The sequence below is a fragment of the Mycobacterium heckeshornense genome (assembly GCF_016592155.1).
In the GTDB taxonomy this organism is placed as follows: domain Bacteria; phylum Actinomycetota; class Actinomycetes; order Mycobacteriales; family Mycobacteriaceae; genus Mycobacterium; species Mycobacterium heckeshornense.
This window is the reverse complement of record NZ_AP024237.1, coordinates 2,748,618-2,761,335: the sequence shown is the minus strand read 5'-3', so window position 1 is coordinate 2,761,335 and position 12,718 is coordinate 2,748,618. Positions and strand designations below refer to the sequence as shown.

Annotated in this window: 11 protein-coding genes and 5 pseudogenes; 13 read left to right on the top strand and 3 right to left on the bottom strand. The window is 66.9% G+C overall.

Annotated elements, in window-relative coordinates; translation table 11 throughout:
* Positions 1-10: 10 nt before the first annotated feature.
* The 9 genes and pseudogenes from MHEC_RS13140 to MHEC_RS24255 form a co-directional block, all read left to right on the top strand.
* Positions 11-313 (top strand): annotated as a pseudogene (locus MHEC_RS13140) (transposase); the annotation flags it as partial.
* Positions 314-456: 143 nt separating this feature from the next.
* Positions 457-1,509: a tyrosine-type recombinase/integrase gene (locus tag MHEC_RS13135; RefSeq protein WP_048893879.1), complete on the top strand. Its 1,053-nt coding sequence runs from the start codon at positions 457-459 to the stop codon at positions 1,507-1,509.
* A gap of 2 nt (positions 1,510-1,511) precedes the next feature.
* A complete protein-coding gene (locus tag MHEC_RS13130) occupies positions 1,512-1,829 on the top strand; it encodes a helix-turn-helix domain-containing protein (RefSeq protein WP_048893880.1) in 318 nt (105 codons plus the stop codon).
* A gap of 562 nt (positions 1,830-2,391) precedes the next feature.
* Positions 2,392-3,324, top strand: a complete 933-nt coding sequence (locus MHEC_RS24270) for a site-specific integrase (RefSeq protein ID WP_236591490.1) — start codon at positions 2,392-2,394, stop codon at positions 3,322-3,324.
* A 164-nt stretch (positions 3,325-3,488) separates the two neighbouring features.
* Positions 3,489-3,635 (top strand): annotated as a pseudogene (locus MHEC_RS24265) (transposase); the annotation flags it as partial.
* Between the two features lie 464 nt (positions 3,636-4,099).
* Entirely contained in the window at positions 4,100-4,693 is a 594-nt protein-coding gene (locus tag MHEC_RS13115) for a hypothetical protein (RefSeq protein WP_099869214.1), read from the top strand.
* A gap of 118 nt (positions 4,694-4,811) precedes the next feature.
* A pseudogene (locus MHEC_RS13110) lies at positions 4,812-5,570 on the top strand (DDE-type integrase/transposase/recombinase); the annotation flags it as partial.
* A gap of 180 nt (positions 5,571-5,750) precedes the next feature.
* A complete protein-coding gene (locus MHEC_RS24260) occupies positions 5,751-6,275 on the top strand; it encodes a site-specific integrase (RefSeq protein WP_236591489.1) in 525 nt (174 codons plus the stop codon).
* On the top strand, positions 6,230-6,748 hold the full coding sequence (locus MHEC_RS24255; RefSeq protein WP_236591488.1) for a tyrosine-type recombinase/integrase: 519 nt from the start codon (positions 6,230-6,232) through the stop codon (positions 6,746-6,748). The genes MHEC_RS24260 and MHEC_RS24255 overlap by 46 nt, the downstream gene beginning before the upstream one ends.
* Before the next feature lie 280 nt (positions 6,749-7,028).
* Here MHEC_RS24255 and MHEC_RS24250 read toward each other — a convergent pair whose 3' ends face one another.
* Positions 7,029-7,547 (bottom strand): hypothetical protein, encoded by a 519-nt coding sequence (locus MHEC_RS24250; protein ID WP_071700545.1) that lies wholly within the window; start codon positions 7,545-7,547, stop codon positions 7,029-7,031.
* A gap of 84 nt (positions 7,548-7,631) precedes the next feature.
* Here MHEC_RS24250 and MHEC_RS25020 point away from each other — a divergent pair.
* Positions 7,632-8,180, top strand: a pseudogene (locus MHEC_RS25020) (tyrosine-type recombinase/integrase); the annotation flags it as partial.
* An 87-nt stretch (positions 8,181-8,267) separates the two neighbouring features.
* Here the strand turns inward: MHEC_RS25020 and MHEC_RS13095 are convergent.
* Positions 8,268-10,094: a tyrosine-type recombinase/integrase gene (locus MHEC_RS13095; protein ID WP_201399521.1), complete on the bottom strand. Its 1,827-nt coding sequence runs from the start codon at positions 10,092-10,094 to the stop codon at positions 8,268-8,270.
* Positions 10,091-11,131 (bottom strand): tyrosine-type recombinase/integrase, encoded by a 1,041-nt coding sequence (locus MHEC_RS13090; protein ID WP_048893843.1) that lies wholly within the window; start codon positions 11,129-11,131, stop codon positions 10,091-10,093. The genes MHEC_RS13095 and MHEC_RS13090 overlap by 4 nt, the downstream gene beginning before the upstream one ends.
* 99 nt (positions 11,132-11,230) lie before the next feature.
* Between MHEC_RS13090 and MHEC_RS13085 the strand changes: the two genes are divergently transcribed.
* The 3 genes and pseudogenes from MHEC_RS13085 to MHEC_RS13075 form a co-directional block, all read left to right on the top strand.
* The gene (locus tag MHEC_RS13085; protein ID WP_200902221.1) at positions 11,231-11,650 is read left to right on the top strand and encodes a hypothetical protein; all 420 of its coding nucleotides are present in this window, start codon (positions 11,231-11,233) and stop codon (positions 11,648-11,650) included.
* Entirely contained in the window at positions 11,647-11,949 is a 303-nt protein-coding gene (locus MHEC_RS13080) for a DUF6262 family protein (RefSeq protein ID WP_048893708.1), read from the top strand. The genes MHEC_RS13085 and MHEC_RS13080 overlap by 4 nt, the downstream gene beginning before the upstream one ends.
* Before the next feature lie 50 nt (positions 11,950-11,999).
* Positions 12,000-12,704, top strand: a pseudogene (locus MHEC_RS13075) (Mu transposase C-terminal domain-containing protein); the annotation flags it as partial.
* Positions 12,705-12,718 lie beyond the last annotated feature (14 nt).

Here is a 12,718-nt window from a genome sequence, read left to right as displayed (position 1 = left end):
GCATCTCACCGTCGAAGACGTGTATTCGCGCGGCATGACCACCCGCGATATCGAGGCGCATCTGGCCGAGGTGTACGGAGCCAAGGTGTCACGAGAATTGATCTCCAATATCACCGAGGTGGTGGTCGATGAGATCAAGGCCTGGCAATCGCGCCCACTCGATGAGGTCTACCCGATCCTGTATATCGACGGGCTGCGGCTGCGCATCGCCGACAACGGGGTGGTGGGCACCAAGGTGGCCTATCTGGCCATCGGTGTGGACCTCGACGGGCGTAAACACGCCCTGGGCTGCTGGATCCAAGACAGCGAGGGATATGGAACGAGCACAGGTTCGTTTCCCCGGATTGGCGCTGCTGCCTGAGGTTTTCCGGTCTACGGGCGTGTCGCTGATGTTCCAGGTGTAAGCCCGCGAGTTAAGGTACTGCCTTGAAACCCTAGGTGCGAGGAAGGTACGCGGTGGGAGACGGGCGGCTGCGGGTGATCACCGGCGAGGTCGCGGCGGTCGTGGAGACGCGAGATCCGCAGCGGTTTCAGGCCGAATGCGTGGAGGCGTTCGTGGCGTCGTGGACCGCGCGCGGGTTCGCCGAATCGACGATCACCAACGACGTCGGTGTGTTGGAGCGGATGCTGGTGGCGCTGGGGCGCCCGGCGTGGGAGGTGACCGCTGAGGACGTCGACCGGGTGGTGGGCGAGCTCGCCAGTTCGGGTCGGGCGGTGTCGACGCGACGCAATTATCTGCAGGTGTTCAAGGGCTTTCACCGGTTCCTTGAGGTCCGCAAGGCCGCGGAGATCGAGGCGGCGTTCGGGGTCCGGCTGGCCTGTCCATTGGACGAGTTCAACGCCGCCCGCCATGTCAGCGACGACTCGCCGAGCACGGAGGCGCCGCCGACGGCGGAGCGGGTGGGCGCGTTCTTCGAGTTCCTGAAGGGTCGGATTGCGACTGCCCGCAAGTATGCGCCGGCCGCGCGGGATTATGCGCTGTTCCGCACGCTGTATCACGCCGGGCTGCGGTCGGAAGAAGTGGTGATGCTCGACTGCTCGGATGTGCATTTTGGGCGCGGCACGTTCGGCAAGCTGCATGTGCGGTTCGGTAAGGGCGCCAAGGGCTCCGGGCCGCGGCCGCGTTGGGTGCCGATGTTAGACGGGCTGGATCTGGTGTTGCGCTGGTATCTCGACGATGTGCGCGGCCGGTTCCCGGACAGTCCGGTGTTGCTGTGTGATGAGTCCGGCGGCCCAATGGCCGCGGCCACCATCCGCAACCGGTTGCGGCATTTGATGAGAGTGGAAGGCCGGCCTGAAGGTGAGTGGTTCAGCCCGCATGGGATGCGCCGTGCCTGTGCGACCCACAACTATGAGCGAGGCGTGGATCTCGTTGCCATTCAACAGCTTTTAGGACACTGGACGGTCGCGTCGACCATGCGGTATGTGCGCCCGTCGGAGACCTTCATCGAAGACGCCTATCAGCGTGCGATCTCGGCGACGCTGAGCGAACTGACCGGGCAGGAGTGAGTATGCAGATCAGGTGGAAACTTCGGATGGCCGCCGCCCAGCGGGAGGTGTGGACCGGCGCCCAACTGCAACGGCTGCTGGCGGAGAAGGCTGGATTGGAGCTGTCTTCGGCGTCGGTGTCGGCGTTGTTCACCAAACAGCCCAGTCAGATCAAGCTGTCCACCTTGATCGCGTTGTGCACCGCACTGGAATGCTCGCCCAATGACCTGTTTGACATCGATACCACCCCTGTCACACAACAGATTTCACCGAAGCCGGCCAAGGTCGCGGTCAACGACGCGCCAGCGTCGCGGCGGGGCCGGTCGATGCCGCCGATCTAGCATGACCCGCCGGGTCCGGGACTGCCGGTGCTGTGGTCGCGCGGTCGGCAAACCAGAGCGTGACCTTTGTGCTCGTTGCCACTGGGCGCGGTGTCACGCACCGATCAAACACCGCTGCCCGCGCTGCGGTGTGTTGCGGGTTCTGGGGCCGGACACCGGATGCTGCGCGCGCTGTTCGCGCACCTGCCGGATCTGCAATGCGCCAGTGCTGTTCGTCGACCGCGACCTCTGCGGGCAGTGCGCTCGGCGGCAACGCTTGGACGCCAACCGAGCCGAGTGTCCACGCTGCGGAAAACGCCGGATCCTGCGACCCACCACCGGCTGGTGTGGCTCCTGCTCACATCCGGGCCGGCCACCGAATCCGGATGCGGCCTGTGTCGACTGCGGACGGGTCACTCGACTGACCGGGGCGGGACGGTGCCAAAGATGTTGGGCCCGCTCGCCGCATCGAATCCCAGTCCGAGCGGCTAATCTTGCGGCGACACTCGAGAATCCACCCGACTGGCTCGGCGACTTCGCCGCCTATCTCATCGGACGCCACCATCCCGACCGCGCCTGCGCCATGCTGACCCGGCTCGGCACACGATTGGCCGACAACCACCCGGTGCATCCGCAGGCCCTGCTGGAATCCGTGGCCACTGACGTTCCGCTCGCGCGGGCCCTGGAGGACTTCCTCACCGCCCGTCAACTGGCGTTACCGACCGATCGCGAGGAACGCCGCGCCGCCACCCGCCGCCAATCCCGTATCGACGCGGTGCCCCCACCCCTGCGCCAGGCGGTGGCCGGGTTTGCCGAGCACCTGGTCGCCAGCCGCGATCGTGCCCGCCGCACCGGCACCCACCCGCGCGGGCATCCCACGCTCGAGGCCCGGCTTGGGGCCGTGCGTGACTTCGCTCAGTTCTTGTCCATGGCGCGCGGCAAAACTGACTGGGCCACCATTGAGGTCGGCGACATCGAAGCCTTCCTGCACGCTCATCCCAGCCGGCGTGCCTTCTACCTGACCGGGCTGCGCCAGTTCTGCCGCTACGGTCTGCGCCGCCGGCTAATGCTCATCAACCCCACGAAAGGCTTGACTGCGCCGCAGACCATGGCATTCCGCGGCCCGACGCTGCCTGTCGACCGGCAACGCGAACTGTTCCAGCGGTGGAGCACAGACCCCGAGGTGCACCCGCACGAGGCGTTCGTCGGGCTGGCCGCCCTGCTGCACGGCGCCACCACACAAGAACTGCAGCACCTCACCGATGCGGACATCGACAACAACCGCCGCCGGATCCGGCTGGGTCGCCGACCACAACCCACCCCATTGGACCCGTGGACCTGGACCGCACTGCATCGCTGCCTCGACCACCGGAAGGTGCTGGGCGGCAACAATTCCCACCTGTTGTCACCATGCAGACCAAAGCCACCCGGGCGCCGGCCTCCGACGGCTACATCAAGAACACCCTGCGCGCGGTCGGCATCCAGCCCCGGATCCTGCGCTCGACACGGCTGGTAGACCTCGTCGGCACGGTCGACGCGAAACTCGTCGCCGCTGCCTACGGCATGCACCACGAAGCTGTCGTCGCCTACCTCGCAGACCACGTTGACAGCGCCCGTCTGCCGAACTCGTGATACTTCAGGCGCCACCTCGCACACCTTCGCGCGAACCCGTGCGCTTTCGCACGGTTTTGGCAGAAGGTCATCATCGACCTGCGCAACCGCGGAGTACGCGACATCCTCATCGCCTGCTGCGACGGGCTGACCGGCTTGCCTGATGCGATCCGCTCGATCTTCCCCGATACCGTGATCCAAACCTCATCTATTAACAATGGATCGGCCGGGATGGTCTCGGCGTTCACCTGCACCACCACGGGCAGGGCCCACGCAAACGCGTCACCTTCGAGGTCCACATGCAGACCTGTCCGCCCGTGGTGGCTGCGGGGCGTGGACCGGCCAGCGAGAGCAGCGCCACCGCTGTGGGCGGTGAGTGCCGAGATGAGGTTCCGGGCAGGCCTCGCGATCGCAGGGTGAACCTTTCACATTGAAAGGGATCCAAGTGCAATGAATCAGAGTACTCTGCAACGGCCGAACAGCTGTTGACCGTCTCTTTGGATGGCGACCACGGGGTGGCCATTCTTCATTGAGTCTGCCGATGTGACGGTCGGTGTGGCGGCGGGGTTGATCTTGTTCGTGTGCACCGTCAGTGTGACGAGGAACTGATGGGTGCGCGGCACCCCGCTGAAGTCTTGGTCGGCTTGCGGGGTGCCGCGCTGTAGTGCTCGGAGGCACCGATGGTGACGGTAGAGGCTGATGTTGTCCGCGTCGAGTCCCGGTTGGCGGCTGGGGAGATCGCGTGTCCGGCATGCGGGGACGGGGTGCTGGGTGGCTGGGGGTATGCCCGGGCCCGTCAGATCGAGGGACTGCGTGATGTGGTGCGGCCGCGGCGGGCGAGATGCCGAGTGTGCATGGTGACCCACGTGTTGTTGCCGGTGACTGTGTTGTTGCGTAGAGCGTATGCAGCGGAACGGATTTGGGCCGCGTTGATAGCTCGTGCTCAGGGGTTGGGGCATCGCCGGATCGCCGCGGATGTGGGGGTGCCGGCGGCGACGGTGCGGGGTTGGCTGCGCCGGGCGGCGCAGCGGCTGGAGGTGATCCGGTCGTGGTTTATCGGTGTCGCGGTGGCCGCCGGGGTGGACGTGGTGATCCCGGATGGGACGGGTTGTGCGTGGCGGGATGCGTTGGCCGCGGTGGCGACCGCGACCGTGGCGATCCGGTTCCGCTTCGGTGCGGGTGGGTTGCTGGGCGCGGTGACGCCAGATCGGGTAGCGGTCGCGGCCAGTGGTGGTCGGCTGCTGGCACCGCGCTGGTCGCCACCGCGGCGCTGAGGCTGCGCAACACGAATCGCCCCTGACGCGTAAGCGGCGTGATCGGTGATCCTCACCAAGGCACCTGCGCGGCAACGGTTTCGGGCAGGGCCTTCGATTGGAGAGGAAAACCGAGAAGATGTCGTTGGAGGAGCACAAGCGCCGCGAGCGAGCCCAAGCAATCGGGTTGTTCCGCTATCAGCTGATCTGTCCGGCCCTAGATGCGGGGTTATCGACCAAGCAGCGCGGCAAGCTGGTGCGCCAGATCGCCGCCGGTACCCATAGCGACCCATTCGGCAATCAGGTGCGGATCTCGCGGGAGACGCTGGACCGTTGGATCCGCCGCTACCGGTCCGGCGGGTTCGAGGCGCTGGTGCCCGCGCCGCGCCGGCTGGCCGCGCGTACCGACGCGCAGGTGCTGGAGCTGGCCGCGTCGCTCAAGCGGGAGAATCCGACCCGCACCGCCACGCAGGTGGCTCGGATCCTGCGCACCGCGACCGGGTGGGCGCCCTCGGAGTCCACCTTGCTACGCCATTTTCACCGGCTGGAGTTGATGGGCCCGGCCACCGGCGAGCTACCCGGGGTGTTCGGCCGGTTCGAGGCCGCCGACCCCAATGAGCTGTGGTGCGGCGATGCTCTGCACGGCCCGCGGGTTGGCGACCGCAAGACCTACCTTTTCGCCTTCATCGACGATCACTCTCGGTTGTTGGCCGGCTACCGGTTTGGCTTCGCCGAAGACACCGTGCGCTTGGCCGCAGCGTTGCGCCCCGCACTGGCTGCCCACGGGGTGCCTGGCTCGGTCTATGTCGATAACGGCTCGGCGTTTTGTGACGCCTGGTTGTTGCGGGCATGTGCGAAACTCGGGGTGCGCCTTGTTCATTCCCAACCAGGTCGGCCTCTCTTAACCGGCTAATGGTTACTGGTTGTTGGCTACGACACGCCGTTTTTCCTGGGGTGCTTGATTTGCGTTGAGACGTTAGGCATATGTGAGTCCCATGGCAGCAGAGCAGACGGTCGAGTCGTTGTGTGCAGTCGAGCGGCAGGGGCGCTGGTCGCTGGTCGGGGCGGGCCGGCTGGCATGGATCTGGTCAACGACTACCTGAGCTATCTGGCCGATCGCGCTTACTCGCCGCGCACGGTGCGCGCCTACGCGTTCGACCTGCTGGCGTTCGCGCGGTGGCTGGCCGCCGAGCGCCTTGGGGTCAACGAGGTCACCACGGAGGTGTTGCTGCGGTTCTTGGCGTTCTGCCGGTCGGCGTTGCCGCCGGTCCGGCCGGGCGGCAACGTGTACTCGATCCGCGATGGCCGCAACGTCGGCTACGCGCCGACGACGATCAACCGGCGGCTCGCCGCGATCTCGGGGTTGTATTCCTATCGGCAGATGCGGGATGGATCGGCGGACAACCCGGTACCGCGCGGGGTCCGGCACGCCGCGCAGCCGGGGAGGCTAGCGGTCTGCTGGCTCACCTGCGAAAGCCAAAGCAGCGCTCGCGGTTACGGGTGCGGGAGCCTCGGCGGTTGCCGCGCGGCCTGGACCGCAAGGAGACGACGGCGCTGGTGGGCAGCCTGCGCACCGACCGGGATCGCGCGATCGCGGGGTTGATGCTGTTCTGCGGGTTGCGCTCGGCCGAGGTGCTGGGTCTTCGGGTCCGCGATATCGACATCGGCGGCTGGGTACGGGTCATCGGCAAGGGCGACAAGGAGCGCCGAGTTCCGTTGGATCCAGACGTGGCCGCGCTGATCCAGACCTACCTGTTCGCCGAGCGGCCCGAATCAGATTGCGACACATTGTTTCTGGTCGCAAAGGGCCCCAACCGGGGCGAGCCGCTGACCCCGGCTGGATTGCGCACGATCTTTCGCTACCACCGGGCGAAGGCCGGGGTGCCTGCCGGGCATCCGCATGCGCTGCGGCACTCGTTTGGCACCGCGCTGGCCGAGGCGGGAGTTGACCTATCGGTACTACAGGCGCTGATGGGCCACGACCACGTCGACTCCTCGGCCGCCTACATTCACCTGTCCCCGACGCATGTGCGTGCCGCCTACGATGCCGCCCGTGATCGCCAGCGCGCCCACTGAGGGGGCTGTTGCCGCGCGGCGGCCAGCGCCGCGCGGCGAGGAGTTGCTGTCGGGGTATGTGGCCGCGTTGGCGGCCCGTGGTGCGGGGAATCGATCGTTACTGGCAACGGCCCGCGTGTTTCTGACCCGCTGGCCCGATCCACAGGCCTGGGCCGAGCTGCCGCTGTCGGTGCGGTTGTCGGCCGGTTGGACGGTTCGGCCGCTGTTGAATTATCTGATGCTGTCCGGATATCTGCGCCCGGGCTACGACTATCTGCTCGAACGTAAGCTGGCTGCCATCCTACGGGAGGCACACACAAGCCCCTTGGCTGGTTATGTGACCCGATTCCTTTCCGCAGCAACCGAACTGGGCTACACACCCCGGGTAGCGGCGGGGCTGGCCAGCCAGGTCGCGGTGCGCATGCTGATCCAGACCGGCCACCCGCTTACCGAGCTTGACGATACCGATATCGCCGAGTTCAGCGCCGCGATCACCGCCCGCGAACAAGCACATCAGCGGCCACTCCAGCACTACCGGACCGCGTTGTATGCCGCCCGCGCTGTTCTGTATCACCTGGGTGGGCAGGTCACCCCAACTGCGAAAAACACCGCGCATCTGCGTTGGCCGTGGCGGCGTCACTTCGCCAGTGTTCCAACCGGATTGGCTGATTCGCTGGTCGCCTACCTGGAATGCGCCTCGGGCACTCGCACCCGATCGACCGTGTTGGGCATCGCTAGCCGCCTGGGCCATTTCGCCCAGTTCCTCGCCGACCACGATCCAGCGTTGATCAGCCTGGCCGACCTCGATCGGCAACGTCACATTGAGCCTTACTTAGCCGCCGTGGCCGCCGCGACCAACCCGCGCACCGGCGCGGTGTTGTCGGCCTCCGAACGGCGCTCGCGGGTGCTGACCGTCGGGCGGCTAATCGACGACATCAACGAATGGGGCTGGGCCGAGGCGCCCGGCCGCAAGCTCGTGTTTGCCCGCGATGTGCCCCGACTGCCCAGGGCGCTGCCCCGCTACCTGCCCCCGGACGCCGATCGGCGGCTGTCGCAGGCGCTGCACGCCTCGCCGAACCGGCTGCGCGCCGACGCACTACTGCTGCTGCGCGCCACCGGGATGCGCATCGGCGAACTGCTCGACTTGGAACTGGACTGTGTGCATGAGGTTCCCGGCGCCGGGGCCTGGTTGAAGGTTCCGCTGGGCAAGCTCGACACCGAGCGGATGGTGCCCATCGACGACGAGACCCTCGAGTTGGTCGACCGCATCGTCGCGCACCGCTCGCCCGGCAAGCCACTGCCACACCCACGCACCGGCAAGCCGGTCCAGTTCCTGCTCACTCATCAGGGGCGCCGCATATCGGTGGACGTCCTGCGCAACGAACTTGCCCGCGCCGCCACCGAAGCAGGATTGAAATCCGTTACACCACACCAACTTCGACACACCTACGCCACCGCGCTGATCAACTGCGGGGTGTCGCTGCAGGCGCTGATGGCGCTGCTCGGCCATTATGCGGGTGATCTTGTCAAGTGCGTCTTGTCAGGAGGCGGTTTGATCGAGTCGGGCGAGCAGTCCGTCGAACACTTTCTGGCGGCCGAGCTGTCCTTTTTCGGCAGCGTCGTCGCGTTGTGCCTGCAGAGTGGGCCGGAAGGCGATGGTGGTCTGAAAGAAGGTGCAGGATTCGCAGATGGATTCGAAGTGGCAGTCCAGGCCGACGGGTCGGGCGCAGTAGCCGTTACCGAGCATCCGACGGTGCATCTCGGCGCGGAGCTTTCGCATTTCGGCGCCTTCGGCGTCGGCGGGAAGTGCGCGCGGCTGATCGTAGAGGGCCTCGACCTTTTCGCTGACGGTGAAGTATTCGTCGGCGACGGTGCGATCGGCGATTCGAGCGTAAACGAGCGTCATCCGCATAGATCGGTGACCCAACAGCGCGGCCAGCGCTTCCAGCGACATACCGCGGTTGATCGCCTGGGTTGCCAAGGTATGTCTGAGACGATGGGGCGAAACACGGCCGATGCCAGCCACTTTCGCGGTTTCAGCGACGGCCCGATCGACGCGGCCCTCCCCGATGCGTTGGCCGTACTCAACGAACAGGTAGCGGCTGCGCAGGCTGACGGGTCGGGCGGCGAGCCATTCGTCGAGGAGATCCTTGAGTTGGGGATGCAACGGAATGTACCGGTCGTTGCGCAGTTTCCCGAGCGGCACGTGCAACCAGTACGCGGCCCCGATCTGCACCACGGAATCGACTGTGAGATCGAGGAATTCGCCCTTACGCAGGCCGGTGCGGGCCAGGAACTCCACGCACAGCCGGACAAACGGGTCGTCGGCGGCGCGCGCGGCCTGCAGCAGCTTGGTGAACGCGGCGTCGTCGAGGAAGCGGGGCAGCGGCTCGTCGCGGATCGGCAGGTCGCCGGCGAACACGAGCACGCGGGCGGGAATATCGTCGCCGTCCCATTCGGTGAGCCGGTCGAAGCAGGTGCGCAGGGTGCCGAGATGTTCGGCGAGACTGATCTTGGACAACCGGCCGCCGCGCGCCGAAGGACGGGTGGCCAGGTGCAGCTTGTAGGCCTCGATGTGTGCCCGACGCAGGTCAGCAACACAGACCACCTCGGGGGCGTTCGCGGCCAGCCAGCCGGCGAACTCCCGCAGCACGCCCTCGACACGCACCATCGTCGAGGCCCGCAGCGACAGCCGCGTCTGGGCGATGTAACCGGTCAGGGTGGCCGCCAGCCGCGGCGGAACCGCCGCCCACTGGGCGGCCCGCTCAGCCGAGCGGTTTGGGCTGGTCTTGCGGGGCGCGCTGTCGAGGACGCCGAGGTGGAACAGGGTGGTCTGCGCACCGAACAGCGCCGCGCTCAGTGCTTTGGCGCCGTGGCTGCCGGGTCGGTGACGAGTTATCGCGGCACTCAACGCTTTTCGCTGCTCATCGATCACCGGCTGGGTCAGCTGCTCGGGAGTCAGCCCGGCCAGCGCGGCCACCTTGGCCAGCGCCGACCACTGCAGGCGGGTCACGATGGGATCAAACCCGAGCTCGGTGGAGGTCGCGACGAACCGTTGGTGGAACCCGCGGTGATGATGGGCGGCGACTTCGCCGAGGTAGGGCCGGCACGCCACGAGATAGTCCGGGCTGGGCCGCAGCCGTCCCGTCACGATCAGCCAACCAACCACCCGTCGATCCCTCAGCGGCAAAGCGCACTGGGTTGCCAGCGGCAACGCAGACCAGCCCGCCACACCCACGCGGGTGAAGAACGCGCGGGCCACCGAGGTCACCGGATGTCCGGCGAACATCCCGGCCGCAACCAGGTCGGCCCGATACGCCTCGACGAGCTCTTCGATGTCGGGGCGATGTGCTGGTGAGCGGTTCATGCCTCGGCCGCCTCACCGGACGCGACGACCTGCGCCTCGATCGCTTCGGCGGCCCGCAGGTACTCCCGTTCCAACCAGTCGTTGGCCAGGTGCAGGTAGATGCGGGTGGAGTCGATCGAGGCGTGGCCGGCCTGGGCTTGGATCGCCTCCAGTGCCATCCCCGCCTCCCGCAGCCGGGTGAAACAGGTGTGCCGCAGCTGATGGCACGTCGCCTGGGTCAGCCCGGCGCGAGCGCGCGCACCGTCGAGGATCTCGTCCAGACCGGCGGCCGACAACGGCTCGCCACGCCGGGGCCCCTTCAACACCACGAACACCCGATCGGTCGACGTCCGCGGCCGCTCCTGATCCAGATAGTCCCCCAGCGATGCGAAGAACCGCGCCGATACCGGCACCATCCGCTGCCGACCGCCCTTGCCTTCGGCCACGAACACCCGCCGCTCGCCGGCGTTGACGTCGTCGAGGCGCAGGCCCAGCACCTCGCAGCGTCGCAGTCCACCCAGCAGCATCGCCTCGACCATGGCCCGGTCGCGGTGGGTGCGCAGCGCCGCCCGCAGCGCGTCGACCTCGCTTGGCGCCAGCACCCGGGGCAGCGTACGCGGGGTGCGGATCAACGCCATCCCGCCCTTCCCGCGCCGAGCACCGGGGCGGCGGGCGGCCAGGCTGGTCGGCACCGGGTTGCGGCTTACGCCGGTGTCACCGCGGGCCGCGAGGTAGGCATACAGGCCACGCACACTGGACAACCGGCGGGCGATCGTGCGCGCCGCCAGGCCCGGCTCGCCGTCCTCCAACCGCACCACCCGCTCACCCAAACGGGCAGTGCGTTGAAACGCCAAGAACGCGAACACATCTGCGGCGCTCACCTGGGTCGGTTCCTTGGCAACCACACCGAAGAAGATCTTCAAATCCGAGGCCACCGCCAGCCAAGTGTTCGTTCGGGCCCGTGCCGCAACGAAGGCCAGGTAGTCATCCAGCAGCGGATGCCCCAGGGTGATCGCGGCCAACTCCGCCCCACGATGGTGACGGACCAGGCACGGCATGAACACGGCAACCTCCTGCCGCCAGCATCCGCGCCCACCCCGCTGGATCACGGCAGACACGCCGAAGATCACCCGTATATCAAACACGTTTCTGCAGAAATGAGCCTGCGCTACGGGCGGCTCTTTGACGAAACCGTCCGCGCTGACTACGAACGCGCACTCATCCAGGCCAAGGCCCAACTCGGGCCCGTGCTGCCCGAGCGCACCCAGCTGCCCATCACCGACATCAGCAACGGCAGCAATGACTGGAAGGACACCCCCACGATCAAGGCGCGACTGGCCGGCGGATATTGCCTGCGCACCCCCGCCCAAGGAGCCTGCGCCTACGCCAACATCTGCGAGCACTGCCCGAACTTCCGCACCGAATCGACCTTCCTATCGATCCTGGCCACCCAACGCGCCGACGCCGCCGCACTGGCCGCCGACGCCGACGCCCGCGGCTGGGGCGCCGAAGCCACTCGCCACCGCCGTTTGGTCGAACGCCTCGACCAGGTCATGAACCAAACGGACACGCCGTGACCGACGAACCCGCCGTTCGCGTTGAACGCGCCTGTCAGGCACTGCTGACTACCGGCGAGCCCATCACCTTCGACGCCGTGGCCGCCCACACCGGCATCGGCCGCGCCACCCTCTACCGGCGACCCGAACTGCGCGCCATCGTCGAACAACATCGCCAACACGGCCGCGAGGCACTCACTCTCACAGGACTACAAGTCCAAATCGACCAGCTCCGCCCCGCCCTAGAAGCCGTCGCTTCCAAGACACGCCGCCACGAAGAGCAACTCCGAAAACTCCACCGCTCCAACCGAGCCAAATAGCCCACCACACCGCGACCACAAACCACGAGCGACCCGGATTGGCCGGATAACCTCAAGGTCGGGGCAAGATCGAACGATTCTTTCGCACCGTACGCGAACAATTCCTGGTGGAGGTGACTGACACCAGCACCGAAGACCTCGCTGCCGCCGGGGTCGATCACGCCACCGCGTTGTTGGAGCTTAACCGGCTGTTCGTCGCCTGGGTGGAAACCGAATATCACCGCCGCACCCATACCGAGACCGGGCAAAGCCCGCTGGATCGGTGGGAGGCCGGCTGGGACCGGCTCGGGCGGACCCCGGCCATGCCGACCGCCGATGATTTGACCGAGGCGTTTTTGTGGTCCGAATACCGCGTGGTGACCAAGACCGCCACCGTGTCGCTGCACGCTAACACCTACCAGGTCGACGCGGCCCTGGTTGGGCGCAAGGTGGAGCTGGTGTTCTCCCCATTCGACCTGGAAACCGTCGAAGTCCGCTACCGCGACAAGAGTTTCGGCAAAGCCCTGCCGCACAGCATCTCTCGCCACACCCACCCCAAGGCCAAACCGGAAACACCCGAGCTCGAGCCGCCGGCAGCGACGGGGATCGACTATTTGGCGCTGACCGCCGCCGCTCACCACGAGCAGCTACGCCGCGACGAACGCATCGGCTATCACGCCCTCTACGGCCAGGACAGCGAGATTGCCGGCCAGCTATCCCTCGACGACCTTGCACCCAGCGGCGACGCCGATCACGATGGTGAGGTGTCGGCGTGAGTATCCAACGGCTG